The following is a 15,406-nucleotide window of genomic DNA, read 5'->3' as shown; positions in this document are numbered from 1 at the left end:
CGGCAGGTCTTTTTCCGGGGGAGGATGGCATGACCTGCATGCCAGTGAAAATGCTTGCTTCTTCGGTCATTGCGCTCGCAGCCTTCTGCGCAGCCATGCCGGCATTTGCTGCCGATTGCGGCGAGACGCCAGCGTCCGGCGTTGATTGGAGCAATTGCAACAAGAAAAACCTTATGCTCGAATCGAGCGACTTCGAAGGCGCCAACCTGGCCGATGCCGACCTGTCGCAAACGAGCCTCAAGGGCGCCAACCTCACATCAGCCAATTTCGAAAAGGCGACCCTGATCCGCGCCTGGCTCGAGAATGCCAAGGCCGACGGTGCGAAATTCGACAAGATCGAAGCCTATCGCTCGGTCTTCCAGAGCGCATCGGCGCAGAAGGCATCCTTCGCCGCGGCCGAGTTGCAGCGTGCCGATTTCACCGGTGCACAGTTGTCAGGCGCCAGCTTCGAGAAGGCCGAGCTTGGCCGCACCAACTTCGCGAAGGCGACGCTCAGCGAATCCAAGTTCGCGCTGGCAAACCTGTCGCGCGCCAATCTGGTCGGCGCGACGCTTGGCGGAAAGGTCAGTTTCGACCGCGCCTTCATGTATCTGACGCGCATCGAAGGTGTCGACCTTTCGACTGCGACCGGACTGGAACAGGCGCAGATCGATCTCGCATGCGGCGACGCCACGACGAAGCTGCCCTCGGGGCTGAAGGCTCCCACAGATTGGCCGTGCCCCGCAGAGCCCAACTGATGCCGGTAAGGCCCGGCGCTCAGATCTCGGGGCGTCGGTTTTTTCAGAGAAACCCTTGCAATCGAGGTGAATCGACTGTAAGGGCACCCGCATTCCACACGTAAGGCATGGGATTGTCCGGGAGAAATCCGGATTGTTCCGCCCGGTGGCATTCTCGAAGAGGATGCTGTTCGCCTTGCGGAGGTTCAACCGGAAAAGGATAACAAGGCATGGCATTGCCCGATTTCTCTATGCGCCAGCTCCTCGAAGCAGGCGTCCACTTCGGCCACCAGACGCACCGCTGGAACCCGAAGATGAAGCCGTACATTTTCGGCGATCGTAACAACATCCACATCATCGACCTGGCTCAGACCGTTCCGATGCTGTCGCGCGCTCTGCAGATTGTCAGCGACACGGTTGCTCGTGGCGGCCGCGTTCTGTTCGTTGGCACCAAGCGTCAGGCTTCCGAGCTCATCGCTGACTCGGCCAAGCGTTCCGCTCAGTACTACGTCAACTCGCGTTGGCTCGGCGGCATGATGACCAACTGGAAGACGATCTCCAACTCGATCCAGCGCCTGCGCAAGCTCGACGAAATCCTTTCCAGCGACGCCTCCGGCTTCACCAAGAAGGAACGTCTGAACCTTGAGCGCGAGCGCGAAAAGCTCGACAAGGCCCTCGGTGGTATCAAGGACATGGGCGGCACGCCGGACCTGATGTTCATCATCGACACCAACAAGGAAAAGATCGCGATCGACGAAGCCAAGCGCCTCGGCATCCCGGTCGTCGCCATCATCGACTCGAACTGCGATCCGGACCTCATCGACTACCCGATCCCGGGTAACGACGACGCGTCGCGCGCCATCGCTCTCTACTGCGACCTGATTGCTCGCGCTGCCCTCGATGGCATTGCGCGTCAGCAGAGCTCGTCTGGCCGTGACCTCGGCGCTTCCTTCGAAGCTCCGGCCGAGCCGGCGCTCGATGAGACGGCTCAGGCCTGATAAACAAGCGGCGGATCTTGCGGTCCGCTCAGCTTGACTGAATTGGGAAAAGGCCGCGCGAGACTTTGCGAAGTTCCGGCGGCCTTGACCTTTTCAGGCAAAGGCATCCGCCATTGCCTGACATGTTTCGTTATGGCGCGTCATTCATCACGCTGTCATACATACAGGTACATTTCGTGCCTCAATCCGGTGCCGCACGCGTTTCGCGGGCCACCGTTGAACCGACAAAGAGGAAGCTTATGACCGAGATTACGGCTGCACTGGTGAAGGAACTGCGCGAAAAGTCTGGCGCAGGCATGATGGACTGCAAGAAGGCGCTGCTCGAAAACAACGGCGACATCGAAGCATCGATCGACTGGCTCCGCGCCAAGGGCATCTCCAAGGCTGACAAGAAGGCTGGCCGCGCTGCTGCTGAAGGCCTGATCGCCATCGCCGGCGCTGGCCACAAAGCCGTTGTCGTCGAGCTCAACTCGGAAACCGACTTCGTTGCCCGTAACGACGCCTTCCAGGACCTCGTTCGCGGTATCGCCAGCGTTGCGCTTGCGACCGACGGCACGGTTGAAGCCATCGCGGCTGCGACCTACCCGGCATCCGGCAAGCCGGTTACCGACACCATCAAGGACGCGATCGCCACCATCGGCGAGAACATGACGCTGCGCCGCTCTGCCAAGCTCGAAGTCGAGCACGGCGTTGTTGCCACCTACATCCACAACGCTGCCGGCGACGGCATCGGCAAGCTCGGCGTTCTCGTCGCGCTGAAGTCGGAAGGCGACAAGGCTGTCCTGACGTCGATCGGCCGCCAGGTTGCCATGCACATCGCTGCGACCAACCCGCTCGCCATCCGTTCTGAAGAAGTCGATGCTGCTGTCGCCGAGCGCGAACGCAACGTCTTCATCGAACAGGCCCGCGAATCCGGCAAGCCGGAAGCGATCATCGAAAAGATGGTCGAGGGCCGCATGCGCAAGTTCTTCGAAGAAGTTGCTCTTCTCTCGCAGGCTTTCGTCATCAACCCTGACCTGACGGTCGGTGCTGCTGTCCAGGCTGCCGAAAAGGAAGCTGGCGCCAAGATCGAAGTCGTCGGCATGGCACGTCTCCTGCTCGGCGAAGGCGTCGAAAAGGAAGAGAGCGACTTCGCTGCCGAAGTCGCCGCTGTCGCCAAGGGCTGATAGCCTCTCTTACATGTGAAAACGCAAGGGCATCGCGTGACAACGCGATGCCCTTCGTGTATCCGGCAGTCAGCGGTGATAAACGAGGAGCCAAGATGTCGCGAGAGCCTGTCTACAAACGCGTTCTACTCAAGGCTTCCGGCGAAGCCCTCATGGGCAGCCAGGGTTTTGGCATCGACGTAGCGGTTGCGGACCGCATTGCTTCCGATATCGCGGAAGCCCGCCATATGGGCGTTGAAGTCGGCGTCGTTGTCGGCGGCGGCAATATTTTTCGCGGCGTTGCCGTAGCCTCCAAGGGTGGCGACCGGGTGACCGGCGACCACATGGGGATGCTCGCAACCGTCATCAACGCGTTGGCGCTGGCGACCTCGCTACGCAAGCTGAATATCGACACCGTGGTGCTGTCGGCTATCGCCATGCCGGAGATCTGTGAAAGCTTCTCCCAGCGCGCGACGCTCTATCACCTGTCGCTTGGCCGCGTGGTGATTTTCGCCGGCGGTACTGGCAATCCCTTCTTCACCACCGATTCGGCTGCAGCATTGCGCGCCGCCGAAATGGGCGCAGAAGCGATCTTCAAGGGCACGCAGGTTGACGGCATCTATTCGGCTGATCCGAAGAAGGTTCCGGATGCGACGCGCTTTGACCGCCTGACCCACAAGGAAGTGCTCGACAAGGGCCTCGCGGTCATGGACGTGGCAGCCGTCGCGCTTGCCCGCGAAAATTCCATTCCGATTATCGTCTTCTCGATCCACGAAAAGGGCGGTTTCGCTGAAATCTTGACGGGCGGTGGTCTCAAGACCATCGTATCCGACAACTGACAAAGACGGCGCCGCAAACACGGCGCGATTCCGACTGAGACGGGAGCATGACTATGAGCGAAGGCATCGACATCAAGGAAATCAAGCGCCGCATGGATGGCGCAGTTTCCTCATTCAAGAGCGATATCGCATCGCTGCGCACCGGCCGTGCCTCGGCCAATATTCTGGATCCGGTCACCGTCGAAGCCTATGGTTCGCGCATGCCCCTGAACCAGGTTGCCAACATCACCGTTCCCGAGCCGCGCATGCTGTCGGTTTCCGTCTGGGACAAGTCGATGGTCGGCGCCACTGACCGCGCGATCCGCGAATCGAACCTCGGTCTCAACCCGATCGTCGATGGCCAGAATCTCCGCATTCCGCTGCCTGAGCTCAACGAAGAGCGCCGCAAGTCGCTGGTCAAGGTTGCTCACGACTATGCCGAAAAGAGCAAGGTGGCGATTCGCCATGTTCGCCGCGACGGCATGGACGGCCTTAAGAAAGCCGAAAAGGACGGTGTCATTGGCCAGGATGAAAGCCGGGCGCAATCCGATCGTGTGCAGAAGATGACGGATGAGACGATTTCCGAAATCGATCGCTTGCTTGCCGAGAAGGAAAAGGAAATCATGCAGGTCTAGGCTTTCGCCTGCGCCCCAAGAGACCGGACGGGAAATGTCGGAACCAGCATTCGTGAGCATGCCAGAACATGTTGCCATCATCATGGATGGCAACGGCCGTTGGGCCAAGCAACGCGGCTTGCCGCGCGCCATGGGGCACCGCAAGGGCGTGGAGGCGGTTCGTGCGACCGTCCGCGCTGCCGGTGACGCTGGCATCAAGTATCTGACCCTTTTTGCATTTTCGTCCGAAAACTGGCGCCGGCCGGAGGCCGAGGTTTCCGACCTGATGGGCCTTCTCAAGGCCTTCATCCGTCGCGATCTCGCCGAGCTTCACTCGGAGAATGTCCGCATCCGCATCATCGGCGACCGCCACACGTTGCGCAGCGACATTCTCGACCTGCTGCTCGAAGCCGAAGAGACGACCAGCAACAATACTGCACTGACGCTGGTCATCGCTTTCAACTACGGCTCGCGCGACGAGATGGCGAGAGCCATGGTCAGCCTTGCCAAGGACGTCGAAGCCGGCCGTCTGCGGACGCAGGACATTACGCCAGCGCTGATCAATGCCCGGCTCGATACGGCGGGGATTCCCGACCCTGACCTGATCATCCGCACCAGTGGCGAAGAGCGGCTGTCCAACTTTCTGCTCTGGCAGGCCGCTTATTCCGAGCTGATCTTCGTGCCGGAATACTGGCCGGATTTCGGACGCGAGCTGTTCTATTCGGCGCTTGAGAAATACGCCGCCCGCGACCGCCGCTTCGGCGGACTGTCGTCGCAAGCCGCGGCAGTGGGTACTTGATGCAGCAGGAACTGAAGCTTCGCATCATCTCGGGCATCATCCTTGCCATCATCGTGCTTGCGGCGACCTGGTACGGTGGCTTGGCGTTTCAGGCGCTGTCGGCGCTGATCGGGCTGCTGATCTACTATGAATGGTCGACGATCACCCGCCTTAGCGTCGAGCAGCCGGTTGCCAATGCCGCAGGCTGGGCCGGGCAGGGTGCTATCGCCCTCGCAATCCTCCTTGGCCGCTTCGATTGGGCCCTCGGACTTCTCCTGGCGGTTTTCATCGTCGCCATCGGCTTCACGCTGCTGCGGGGCGTCAGCCGCTGGTTTCCTGCAGGTGTCGTCTATGCCGGGCTGACGGGCATTGCCCTGGCCGAGATCCGTGGCGCCGATACCGGCGGCCTGCATGCCATGCTTTTCCTGTTTGCCGTGGTCTGGGCGACCGATATCCTCGCTTATTTCGTTGGCCGGGCAATCGGCGGGCCGAAGCTGGCGCCGAAGATTTCTCCCGGAAAGACCCAGTCGGGCGCGATGGGCGGCGCGGTCTCTGCTGTGATCGCTGGCAGCCTGATTGCCTATTTCCTGGTGCCTGAGGCCGATTGGCTGGTCGCCGCTGCGGTCGCGTTCATCCTGTCGGTCTGCAGCCAGGCCGGAGATCTCTTCGAATCCTTCATCAAGCGCCGCTTCGGCGTCAAGGATTCCAGCCGTCTCATTCCGGGACATGGCGGCGTCATGGACCGCGTCGATGGCCTGATTTTCGCCTGCTTTGCGGCTTTCTTGCTTGCGACGTGTTTTTCATTGATAAGAGGCGGCACAGCAGCGCCGCTTGGCGCGGCGTTGTTCGGACTTTGAATTCGCGGAAAGGCGGCGGAAGAAACTTATGGAAGGCTTGACCGGAATATTCGGCTTCCTGACGGGGTATATCATCCCCTTCGTCCTTGTTCTCTCGCTGCTCGTTTTCGTGCACGAGATGGGGCACTATCTCGTCGGCCGCTGGAGCGGCATCCGCATCCTGGCTTTTTCTGTCGGCTTCGGCCCTGAGATCATCGGCTTCAGCGACCGTCATGGCACGCGCTGGAAGATCTCCGCCATTCCGCTCGGCGGTTACGTGCGGTTCTTCGGCGACGAGGATGCATCGAGCAAGCCGGATACCAGCGTTCTGAATGCCATGTCCGAAGAGGACAGGGCGCGGTCTTTCGCAGGCGCCAAGCTCTGGAAACGGGCCGCGACCGTGGCCGCCGGTCCGATCGCCAATTTCATTCTGGCAATCGCCATCTTTACCGTGCTGTTTTCGATCTACGGCCGCTCGGTCGCCGATCCGGTCGTTGCCGAGGTCAAGCCCGAAAGTGCGGCTGCTGAAGCCGGTATATTGCCGGGCGACCTGTTGATCGCCATCGACGGCGGCAAGGTCGAGACATTTGATGACGTGCGCCGCTACGTCAGCATCCGTCCGGAGCAGAAGATCGTCGTCAGCATCGAGCGCAATGGCGAAAAGCTGGACCTGCCGATGGTGCCGAAGCGCACCGACATGACCGACCAGTTCGGCAACAAGATCGAGATCGGCCTGATCGGTATCGTCACCAATCAGGAAGTCGGCCATTTCCGCGTCCAGACCTATACGCCGGTCGCTGCCCTGAAAGAGGGTACGATTCAGACCTGGCATATCGTCACCGGTACGTTCAAGTATATCGGCAACCTGTTCGCCGGTTACATGAAGCCCGATCAGCTGGGCGGCCCGATCCGCGTCGCTCAGGCCTCCGGCCAGATGGCGACGCTCGGCGTTGCTGCTTTGCTGCAACTCGCAGCAGTATTGTCCGTCTCTATTGGATTGCTTAACCTGATGCCTGTACCGGTACTTGATGGCGGGCATCTGATGTTCTATGCGATTGAAGCGGTGAGGGGAAAACCTTTGGGGTCCTCGGCTCAGGAAATTGCATTTCGCATCGGCCTGGCTATGGTGCTTTCGCTAATGGTTTTTGCCACCTGGAATGACATAAGCGCGCTAATTGGATAGCGCGTGCGGTGAGGGAAAATTACCGTTTATTTACGATGTTTCAAAGCTGTAGTGGCGAATGGGTCACGCTTCGAAATGAAGTAAACAGAAATTAACTTGCTACCTTGCTTGTATGTCAAAAGCGGGTAAAACGACACACGTGGCCGGAATCGGGTTCTCCCGGCGACGGGGACGAGAAAAAAGGTAATGGGTGAAATGAAGGCTGGTTCAAGATTTTTGAACGCAGTATCGGCGGTTGCGCTGTCTGCAAGTGTTGTGGCTTCCGGCGCAGGTGTCATTACAATCATCTCTGCGGGGGCGGCTGAGGCCGCAGTCATTCAGCGCATCGATGTACGCGGGGCAAGCCGCGTCGGTGCTGAGGCTGTGCGTTCCAACCTGACCATCGCACCAGGCAAGAGCTTCTCCAACACCGACATCGACGACTCGGTGAAGCAGCTCTACGGCACTGGCTATTTCTCCGACGTCAAGATTTCCGTCTCCGGCGGCACGCTCGTCGTACAGGTTCAGGAAGCCCAACTCGTCAACCAGGTCGTCTTCAACGGCAACCGCAAGGTCAAGGACGACAAGCTGGCCTCCGTTGTCGGCACGCACGCCTCCGGCCCATACAATGATGCGCAGATCCAGGCTGACATCGCCGCTATCAAGGAAGCTTACGCTGCCACCGGCCGTAGCGAAGTCAACGTCACGACGCAGGTCGTTCCGCTTGGCGAAGGCCGCGTGAACCTTGCTTTCGTCATCGACGAAGGTGACCGCACCAAGATCGATTCCATCAACTTCGTTGGTAACAACGCTTACAGCGCCGGCCGCTTGGCTGCTGTCATCTCGACGAAGCGTTCGAACTTCCTGTCGTTCCTGACGCGCAAGGACGTTTACAACGAAGACAAGCTGCACGCCGACGAAGAGGCGCTGCGCCAGTTCTACTTCAACCGTGGCTATGCCGACTTCAAGGTCGTCTCGTCCGACGCTCAGTTCGACGAAACCACAAACAAGTACACGCTCACCTTCAACATCGAAGAAGGTCCGCGCTACAATTTTGGTCCTGTTACGGTCCAGTCGACGGTCGATGGTGTCAGCGGCGAACAGTTGCAGGGTCTCGTCAAGACGCACGAAGGCGAGGTTTATAGCGCCAAGAGCGTTCAGCAGTCGATGGAAGCCATCTCCGACCAGGTTGCTTCGGCAGGTTATCCCTTCGCCCGTGTCACGCCGCGCGGTAACCGCGACCTCGGCAACAACACGATCGGCGTCGAATATCTCGTCGACCAGGGCGAGCGCGCCTATATCGAGCGCATCGAAATCCGCGGCAACAGCCGCACGCGCGATTACGTCATTCGCCGCGAGTTCGACGTCTCCGAAGGCGACGCCTTCAACCAGCAGATGATCACCAAGGCGAAGCGCCGCCTTGAAGCGCTTGGCTTCTTCTCGTCCGTCAACATCTCGACGCAGCCGGGCAGTGCCGCTGACCGCGTCGTCGTTGTCGTCGATGTTCAGGATCAGTCGACCGGTTCGTTCGGTATCGGCGCCGGCTACGCTGCAGGCGGCGACGGCCTCATTCTCGAAGCCTCGATCGAAGAAAAGAACTTCCTCGGCCGCGGCCAGTACATCAAGGTTTCGGCAGGTGGCGGTCTCGAAGGATCGCAGAGCTACGGCCTGAGCTTCACCGAGCCCTACTTCCTCGGCTATCGTCTTGCGACCGGTTTCGACCTGAACCACAGCGAAACCTCGAGCAACGACAACTACGACTACACCGAAGACAGCCTTGTGCTGCGCGCAACAGCGCCGATCACCGAAGACCTGGCTTCGACTTTCCGCTACAACTTCAAGCGGATGGACTACGACTCCAGCGGCAGTGATTTGAGCGATCTGTCGATACCCTATCAGGATCTGGTCAATAACGGTCCTTGGATCAAGTCGTCGATCTCGCAGACTTTTACCTACAACACGCTCGACGATATGACGTTGCCGCGTGAAGGTATCTACGCAACCTTGACCAACGAAATCGCTGGTCTCGGCGGCGACTCGCAGTTCTATAAGGTCTACGGCAAGGCCCGCTATTATCATCTGCTTGCTGACGATGCAGACATCATCGGTTCGCTCGCGGCAGGCGCTGGCTATGTTGTTGGTTTCGACAAGAACCTGAATATCTTTGACCAGTTCACCCTGGGCAACAGCGATATTCGCGGCTTTGAAAACAAGGGCATCGGTCCGCGGATGGGCGGATCCCAGCCAGACGATCCGCTTGGTGGTACGACCTATTTCACGGTCTCTGCTGAGGCTTCGTTCCCGATGCCAGGCTTCCCGCGTGACTTTGGTCTGCGTGGCGCAGTCTTTGCGGATGCGGGTACGCTTTTCGGCAACGATGTTGATGTTTCTGGTCTTACTGTCGATGGTGATAACGCAGCTCTGCGGGCTTCCGTCGGCCTTGGCCTGATCTGGCAGTCGCCTTTCGGTGCACTTCGCGTCGACTATGCGATCCCGGTCGTCAAGAAGGACTACGACAAGACGCAGTACTTCAAGTTTGGCATCAACAACCAATTCTGATATCGGCAGTCCGGAACCATACTGGAATTCCGTTCTGGAGCATTGCCGATGGAGCAAAATTCGTTCTTTAAGCCTCGGGATGGGGTGAAGCTCTCTGAGCTCGCTCAATATCTCGGGGCAGAACTTCCCGATTCGTCCAAGGCTGACGTCATCATTCATTCCGTGGCTCCTGTGAGCCGCGCCAAGGCTGGTGACATCTGTTATGTGATTTCGCGCAGGAGCCGGGCCGAGCTGGAAACATGCGAGGCATCGGCTGTTCTGTGCGATCCGGCTTTGCTGTCTGCAATCCCGGCGCATATACCGGCGCTCGTCTCAAAAAATCCTCACGCAGCATTTGCAATGGCTGGCGGATATTTGCATCCGTCGGCTCTGCAGCCATTGCCATCCATGTCGGTTGACAGCGCCATCGGCACTGGCGCCGTGGTCGATCCGACCGCCAAGCTGGAAGCCGGCGTCATCGTCGAGCCTTTGGCTGTCATCGGCGCCGGTGTCGAAATCGGTTCGGGCACCCGGATCGGAGCGGGTGCGATCATCGGCCCCGGTGTCAAGATCGGCCGCAATTGTTCGATCGCCAGCGGCGCGAGCGTGCTGTGTGCTTTTCTCGGCAATCACGTCATCATCCACAATGGCGCACGTATCGGCCAGGATGGATTCGGCTATGCGCCGGGCCCGCGTGGCATGATCAAGATCGTTCAGATCGGCCGTGTCATCATTCAGGACAATGTCGAGATCGGCGCTAACTCGACGATCGACCGCGGTACGATGGACGACACGGTCATTGGTGAAGGCACCAAGATCGACAATCAGGTGCAGATCGGCCACAACGTGAAGATCGGCCGTCACTGCGCGGTTGTTTCACAGGTTGGCATCGCCGGCAGTGCTGTGATCGGCGATGGTGTGCAGATCGGTGGTCAAACCGGGATTAATGGCCATATTACCATTGGCAACGGCGTTCAGATCGCTGCCAAGAGCGGTGTGGTACAAAGCATTCCGGACGGCGAGCGTTATGGTGGCATTCCGGCCAGGCCGATCAAGCACTTCCTGCGCGAATCTGCCGAGATCATGGCACGTTCGGCGGCACGGGCGAACAAAACGGGAGACAAGAATGACTGAAGAAGCAAAGGCTTCTCTTTCGTCGGCAGACATCATCGAGATCATGAAGCTCCTGCCGCACCGCTATCCCTTCTTGATGGTCGACAGGATCATCGAGATCGACGGTGACGATTCCGCGATCGGTATCAAGAACGTCACGGCCAACGAACCGCAATTTACCGGCCATTTTCCCGATTCGCCGATCATGCCTGGCGTGCTTCTGGTCGAGGGCATGGCCCAGACGGCCGGCGCGATCTGTGCGCGCAAGGATGGCACGAGCGGCAATCTCGTCTACTTCATGACGATCGACAATGCCCGCTTCCGCAAGCCTGTCATCCCCGGCGATCGCGTCGAATTTCACGTCAAGAAGCTGAAGCAGCGCGGCAATATCTGGAAGTTCCACTGTGACGCCAAGGTTGATGGCAACCTGGCCGCGGAAGCCGATATCGGTGCAATGATCCTACGCAAGGACAAGGCATGAGCACGGTTGCCGCCAGCGCCCGCATTCACCCGATGGCCGTCGTTGAAGACGGCGCCGTCGTCGGTGAGAACGTGACCATCGGTCCCTTCGCCTATGTCGGTCCGAAGGTGACGCTTCATGACAATGTCGAGCTTCATCCCCATGCCATCGTCACCGGCCGGAGCATCCTCGGCAAGGGTTCGAGGGTGTTTCCTATGGCCGTCATCGGTGGTGATCCGCAAAGCGTCCATCACGCCGGTGAAGAGACGACGCTGACCGTCGGCGAAAATTGCACGATGCGCGAAGGTGTGACGATCAATACCGGCACCAGCGATTTCGGCGGCAAGACCATCGTCGGCGACAACAATCTGTTCCTCGCCAATTCGCATGTTGCCCACGATTGCCGTGTTGGCAACAATGTCATCATGTCGAACAACGTCATGCTTGCAGGTCACGTGACGATCGAAGATCGCGTCATTCTCGGCGGCGGTTCGGCGGTGCATCAGTTCACGCGTGTCGGCCGCCAGGCCTTTGTCGGCGGCCTCTCCGCCGTCAGCTACGACGTCATTCCCTACGGCATGCTGAACGGCAATCCGGGGCTGCTCGGCGGCCTGAACGTCGTCGGCATGACGCGTGCCGGCGTTGATCGCGCTGTCATTCACACCGTACGGCGCGCCTACAAGGCAATTTTCGAAGGCTCCGGTTCGGTTCGCGATAACGCAGCCGCAATCCGCGCCGAATATGATGATTGCCCTCAGGTTGTCGAAATCCTCGATTTCATTGCCGCCGAGAGCGATCGGGCGCTGTCTTCGCCGACGCGGGGACAGAAAGGCTGAGCGTGTCCGTTTCCGGCGACACCGCGAAGGGCCGTCTTGCGATCATCGCTGGAAACGGCCTTTTGCCGGCTTACGTCGCTCAGGCAGCGCGAGCTGCCGGCGATGAGCCCTTCGTGATCTCGTTGAAGGGCGAAGTTGACCGTTCCTGGCAGGGCTACGACCATGCCGTCATCGGCGTCGGCGATGTCTCCGCACTCGAAGCTATCTTCAGCAAGCATGACATTCGCCGCGTCGTAATGTCCGGTGGCGTTCGCCGCCGGCCGGAATGGCGGGAAATACGCCCGACCTGGAAGTCCATCGTCAAGATCCCGTCGGTCGTCAGGACATTGATCTCCGGCGGTGATGACACCGTGCTGCAGATGGTCATCAAGCTCATCGAAAATAACGGCCGCCGCGTGATCGGCGCTCAGGAAATCGCACCTGATCTCCTGGCTTCTGTCGGCTCTCTCGGTGCGGTGGCGCCGGGCAAGGACGATATCTCCGACATGCTGAAGGCTGCCGAGGCCGCCAATGCCCTGGGATTGCTGGATGTCGGGCAGGGTGCCGTCTCTGTGGGTGGACGCGTCGTCGCGCTCGAGGGACCCGAAGGTACCGACGGCATGCTGGAGCGGGTCGCATCGCTGCGGGGTACAGGGCGGATATCGGCGCGCCGCAAGGGCGTCCTCGTCAAGCTCTGCAAGCCGCAACAGGATTTGCGCGCCGATCTGCCATCGATCGGCGTATCGACAATTGCCAATGCACAAAAAGCCGGTCTTGCAGGCGTCGCCGTCGAGGCGGGCAGGGCACTGATTCTGGAGAGAGATGAGATGATCGCTGCGGCGGATCAGGCTGGCCTTTTCGTGTGCGGCATCGACCGCGGCTTGCCTGGATGGGGGCTGACGTGAGCACCAGTCTGAAAATCGGCATCATTGCCGGAGAAGTCTCCGGCGACCTACTGGGCGGCGATCTGATCGCCGCTCTGAAAAAGATCCATAACGGCCCGGTCGAGCTTTTCGGCGTCGGCGGCGAGGCGCTGGAAGCCCAGGGCCTGAAATCGCTGTTCGACTATTCCGAACTGTCGATCATGGGCATCAGCCAGGTGCTCGCCAAGCTGCCGACGCTTTACAGGCTGATCCGCCAGACCACGGCGGCAATCATCGCCGCCAAGCCTGATGTTCTCGTCATCATCGACAGTCCCGACTTTACCCATCGCGTCGCCAAACGCGTACGCGCGGCTCTCCCGGATCTGCCTGTCGTCAACTATGTCTGTCCGAGTGTCTGGGCGTGGAAGGAATACCGCGCACAACGCATGCTGGGATATGTCGATCATGTTCTGGCGGTCCTGCCATTCGAGCCCGGCGTGATGAAGGAACTCGGCGGGCCGCCGACGACCTATGTCGGCCACCGGCTGACGGCAGATCAGGATCTCATCGCGACACGAAACGCGCGCAGCGCAAGGGCAAACGCTGCCCAGCCCGCCGTCAAGTCGATCATGTTGCTCCCGGGCTCGAGGGCCTCGGAGATCAACCGTCTTTTGCCGCATTTCGGCGATGCAGTGAATGAGCTTGTCTCGCGCAACGGCGAGATGCGGTTCATGTTGCCTACCGTTGCGAGGCGCGAGGCGCAGGTGCGCGAGATGATCAAGGATTGGCCGGTGAAGCCGGAGATCCTTGTCGGCAGCGAGGCGAAGTGGCAGGCTTTCGCCGAAGCCGACGCAGCGATGGCCGCATCCGGAACGGTGATCCTGGAGCTGGGGCTCGCCGGCGTGCCGACGGTGTCGGCCTACAAGATCGACTGGATCATGAAGCTGCTGACGGGCCGCATCAAGACCTGGACGGCTGCCATTCCGAACCTGATCGCCGACTACGCGGTCGTGCCTGAATATATCAACGAGGTTGTCCGCGGCGGCAGCCTGTCGCGATGGATGGAGCGACTGTCGGCGGATACGCTGCAGCGCCGCGCGATGAGCTCGGGCTTCGATCTCGTCTGGCAGCGCATGCAGACGGACAAACCGCCAGGACAAAAGGCGGCCGAGGTCGTTCTCGAGACTCTGGACAAGAAAAAACCCGGTCAGAAATGACCGGGTTTTTTTGTTTCACCGATACAGGCGCCTAGCGCTTGGAGACCGGAACGTAGTTGCGCTCCGCTTCGCCGATATAGAGCTGGCGCGGGCGGCCGATACGCTGCTGCGGATCCTCGATCATCTCGTTCCACTGCGCGATCCAGCCGACGGTGCGGGCGAGAGCGAAGAGAACCGTGAACATGGTCGTGGGGAAGCCGAGAGCCTTCAGCGTGATGCCCGAATAGAAGTCGATGTTCGGGTAGAGCTTCTTCTCGATGAAATACTCGTCGGTTAGCGCGATGCGCTCGAGTTCCATCGCCACTTCGAGAAGCGGATCGTCCTTGATACCGAGTTCGCCGAGAACTTCATGCGTCGTCTTCTGCATGATCTTGGCGCGCGGATCGTAGTTCTTGTAGACGCGGTGACCGAAGCCCATCAGGCGGAACGGATCGTTCTTGTCCTTGGCGCGGGCAACATATTCAGGGATACGATCGACGGAGCCGATTTCCGAAAGCATGTTGAGAGCCGCTTCGTTGGCGCCGCCGTGGGCAGGACCCCAGAGGCAGGCAATGCCGGCCGCGATGCAGGCGAACGGGTTTGCACCTGAAGAGCCGGCGAGACGAACGGTCGAGGTCGAAGCGTTCTGCTCGTGGTCGGCATGCAGGATGAAGATGCGGTCCATGGCGCGCGAGAGAACCGGATTGACCGTGTACTCTTCGCAAGGGACAGCAAAGCACATGCGCAGGAAGTTCGACGCGTAGTCCAAGTCGTTCTTCGGGTAAACGAAGGGCTGACCGATGTGATACTTGTAGGCCATGGCGGCCAGCGTCGGCATCTTGGCGATCATGCGCAGCGAAGCGACCATGCGCTGATGCGGATCGGTGATGTCGGTCGAGTCGTGATAGAAGGCCGACAGGGCGCCGACACAGCCGCACATGACGGCCATCGGGTGTGCATCGCGGCGGAAGCCGGTGAAGAAGCGGCTCATCTGCTCATGCACCATGGTGTGGTGCGTGACGCGGTAATCGAAGTCCTTCTTCTGCGCAGCGGTCGGCAGTTCGCCGTAGAGCAGCAGATAGCAGACTTCGAGGAAGTCGCCGTGCTCGGCCAGCTGCTCGATCGGATAGCCGCGGTGCAGCAAAACGCCTTCATCGCCATCGATGTAGGTGATCTTCGATTCACAGGATGCGGTCGAGGTAAAACCAGGATCGTACGTGAAGGAACCGGTGTTCTTGTAGAGTGCGCCGATATCGATGACATCAGGCCCAATCGTTCCGCTCTTTACGGAAAGATTGGCGGATTTGTCGCCGATTTTGATTGTTGCGCTTTGATCCGTCATTCTGATCCTCCA

At 59.8% G+C, this 15,406-nt stretch carries 15 protein-coding genes; 14 read left to right on the top strand and 1 reads right to left on the bottom strand.

From position 1 onward, the window contains the following. Nucleotides 1–29 precede the first annotated feature (29 nt). The 14 genes from AC1DNK_RS18420 (at nt 30) to lpxB (ending at nt 14,073) form a co-directional block, all read left to right on the top strand. On the top strand, nt 30–737 hold the full coding sequence (locus AC1DNK_RS18420; protein WP_477942655.1) for a pentapeptide repeat-containing protein: 708 nt from the start codon (nt 30–32) through the stop codon (nt 735–737). A gap of 209 nt (nt 738–946) precedes the next feature. Beyond that, entirely contained in the window at nt 947–1,714 is a 768-nt protein-coding gene (gene rpsB / locus AC1DNK_RS18415; RefSeq protein WP_112388105.1) for a 30S ribosomal protein S2, read from the top strand. Nucleotides 1,715–1,953: 239 nt separating this feature from the next. Continuing rightward, nucleotides 1,954–2,880 (top strand): translation elongation factor Ts, encoded by a 927-nt coding sequence (gene tsf, locus AC1DNK_RS18410; protein WP_477942653.1) that lies wholly within the window; start codon nt 1,954–1,956, stop codon nt 2,878–2,880. A gap of 95 nt (nt 2,881–2,975) precedes the next feature. After that, nucleotides 2,976–3,698 (top strand): UMP kinase, encoded by a 723-nt coding sequence (pyrH, locus tag AC1DNK_RS18405; RefSeq protein ID WP_112388174.1) that lies wholly within the window; start codon nt 2,976–2,978, stop codon nt 3,696–3,698. Between the two features lie 53 nt (nt 3,699–3,751). Continuing rightward, on the top strand, nt 3,752–4,312 hold the full coding sequence (gene frr, locus AC1DNK_RS18400) for a ribosome recycling factor (protein WP_112388107.1): 561 nt from the start codon (nt 3,752–3,754) through the stop codon (nt 4,310–4,312). 34 nt (nt 4,313–4,346) lie between these two features. After that, nucleotides 4,347–5,090, top strand: a complete 744-nt coding sequence (locus AC1DNK_RS18395; RefSeq protein WP_112388108.1) for an isoprenyl transferase — start codon at nt 4,347–4,349, stop codon at nt 5,088–5,090. Beyond that, nucleotides 5,090–5,926, top strand: a complete 837-nt coding sequence (locus AC1DNK_RS18390; RefSeq protein WP_112518619.1) for a phosphatidate cytidylyltransferase — start codon at nt 5,090–5,092, stop codon at nt 5,924–5,926. Before AC1DNK_RS18395 ends, AC1DNK_RS18390 begins: the two co-directional genes overlap by 1 nt. 28 nt (nt 5,927–5,954) lie before the next feature. Further along, nucleotides 5,955–7,088, top strand: a complete 1,134-nt coding sequence (gene rseP, locus AC1DNK_RS18385; RefSeq protein ID WP_310299115.1) for an RIP metalloprotease RseP — start codon at nt 5,955–5,957, stop codon at nt 7,086–7,088. A gap of 195 nt (nt 7,089–7,283) precedes the next feature. Next, nucleotides 7,284–9,626, top strand: a complete 2,343-nt coding sequence (gene bamA / locus AC1DNK_RS18380; RefSeq protein WP_477942880.1) for an outer membrane protein assembly factor BamA — start codon at nt 7,284–7,286, stop codon at nt 9,624–9,626. A gap of 48 nt (nt 9,627–9,674) precedes the next feature. Beyond that, nucleotides 9,675–10,739 carry a UDP-3-O-(3-hydroxymyristoyl)glucosamine N-acyltransferase gene (gene lpxD, locus AC1DNK_RS18375; RefSeq protein WP_477942878.1) on the top strand — a complete coding sequence of 355 codons (1,065 nt, stop codon included), beginning with the start codon at nt 9,675–9,677 and terminating at the stop codon, nt 10,737–10,739. Further along, complete coding sequence (gene fabZ, locus AC1DNK_RS18370; RefSeq protein WP_112388112.1) at nt 10,732–11,199, top strand: 3-hydroxyacyl-ACP dehydratase FabZ; 468 nt, start codon at nt 10,732–10,734, stop codon at nt 11,197–11,199. Before lpxD ends, fabZ begins: the two co-directional genes overlap by 8 nt. After that, nucleotides 11,196–12,014, top strand: a complete 819-nt coding sequence (gene lpxA / locus AC1DNK_RS18365; RefSeq protein WP_477942650.1) for an acyl-ACP--UDP-N-acetylglucosamine O-acyltransferase — start codon at nt 11,196–11,198, stop codon at nt 12,012–12,014. Before fabZ ends, lpxA begins: the two co-directional genes overlap by 4 nt. 2 nt (nt 12,015–12,016) lie before the next feature. Then, nucleotides 12,017–12,898 (top strand): LpxI family protein, encoded by an 882-nt coding sequence (locus AC1DNK_RS18360; protein ID WP_477942648.1) that lies wholly within the window; start codon nt 12,017–12,019, stop codon nt 12,896–12,898. Then, nucleotides 12,883–14,073, top strand: coding sequence for a lipid-A-disaccharide synthase (lpxB, locus tag AC1DNK_RS18355; protein ID WP_477942646.1), 1,191 nt, complete (start codon nt 12,883–12,885; stop codon nt 14,071–14,073). The genes AC1DNK_RS18360 and lpxB overlap by 16 nt, the downstream gene beginning before the upstream one ends. 31 nt (nt 14,074–14,104) lie before the next feature. Here the strand turns inward: lpxB and gltA are convergent, their stop codons facing one another. Next, nucleotides 14,105–15,394 carry a citrate synthase gene (gene gltA / locus AC1DNK_RS18350; protein ID WP_112388116.1) on the bottom strand — a complete coding sequence of 430 codons (1,290 nt, stop codon included), beginning with the start codon at nt 15,392–15,394 and terminating at the stop codon, nt 14,105–14,107. Between the last annotated feature and the right edge of the window lie 12 nt (nt 15,395–15,406).

It is taken from the genome of Rhizobium sp. 01N424 (genome assembly GCF_056399485.1).
This window is presented reverse-complemented; position numbering and strand designations above follow the sequence as displayed.

What these genes read in the sequence shown, in the direction of transcription:
- AC1DNK_RS18420 (WP_477942655.1), top strand. Translation starts at nt 30, where the DNA reads ATGACCTGCATGCCAGTGAAAATGCTTGCTTCTTCGGTCATTGCGCTC.
- rpsB (WP_112388105.1), top strand. Translation starts at nt 947, where the DNA reads ATGGCATTGCCCGATTTCTCTATGCGCCAGCTCCTCGAAGCAGGCGTC.
- tsf (WP_477942653.1), top strand. Translation starts at nt 1,954, where the DNA reads ATGACCGAGATTACGGCTGCACTGGTGAAGGAACTGCGCGAAAAGTCT.
- pyrH (WP_112388174.1), top strand. Translation starts at nt 2,976, where the DNA reads ATGTCGCGAGAGCCTGTCTACAAACGCGTTCTACTCAAGGCTTCCGGC.
- frr (WP_112388107.1), top strand. Translation starts at nt 3,752, where the DNA reads ATGAGCGAAGGCATCGACATCAAGGAAATCAAGCGCCGCATGGATGGC.
- AC1DNK_RS18395 (WP_112388108.1), top strand. Translation starts at nt 4,347, where the DNA reads ATGTCGGAACCAGCATTCGTGAGCATGCCAGAACATGTTGCCATCATC.
- AC1DNK_RS18390 (WP_112518619.1), top strand. Translation starts at nt 5,090, where the DNA reads ATGCAGCAGGAACTGAAGCTTCGCATCATCTCGGGCATCATCCTTGCC.
- rseP (WP_310299115.1), top strand. Translation starts at nt 5,955, where the DNA reads ATGGAAGGCTTGACCGGAATATTCGGCTTCCTGACGGGGTATATCATC.
- bamA (WP_477942880.1), top strand. Translation starts at nt 7,284, where the DNA reads ATGAAGGCTGGTTCAAGATTTTTGAACGCAGTATCGGCGGTTGCGCTG.
- lpxD (WP_477942878.1), top strand. Translation starts at nt 9,675, where the DNA reads ATGGAGCAAAATTCGTTCTTTAAGCCTCGGGATGGGGTGAAGCTCTCT.
- fabZ (WP_112388112.1), top strand. Translation starts at nt 10,732, where the DNA reads ATGACTGAAGAAGCAAAGGCTTCTCTTTCGTCGGCAGACATCATCGAG.
- lpxA (WP_477942650.1), top strand. Translation starts at nt 11,196, where the DNA reads ATGAGCACGGTTGCCGCCAGCGCCCGCATTCACCCGATGGCCGTCGTT.
- lpxB (WP_477942646.1), top strand. Translation starts at nt 12,883, where the DNA reads ATGGGGGCTGACGTGAGCACCAGTCTGAAAATCGGCATCATTGCCGGA.
- gltA (WP_112388116.1), bottom strand. Translation starts at nt 15,394, where the DNA reads ATGACGGATCAAAGCGCAACAATCAAAATCGGCGACAAATCCGCCAAT.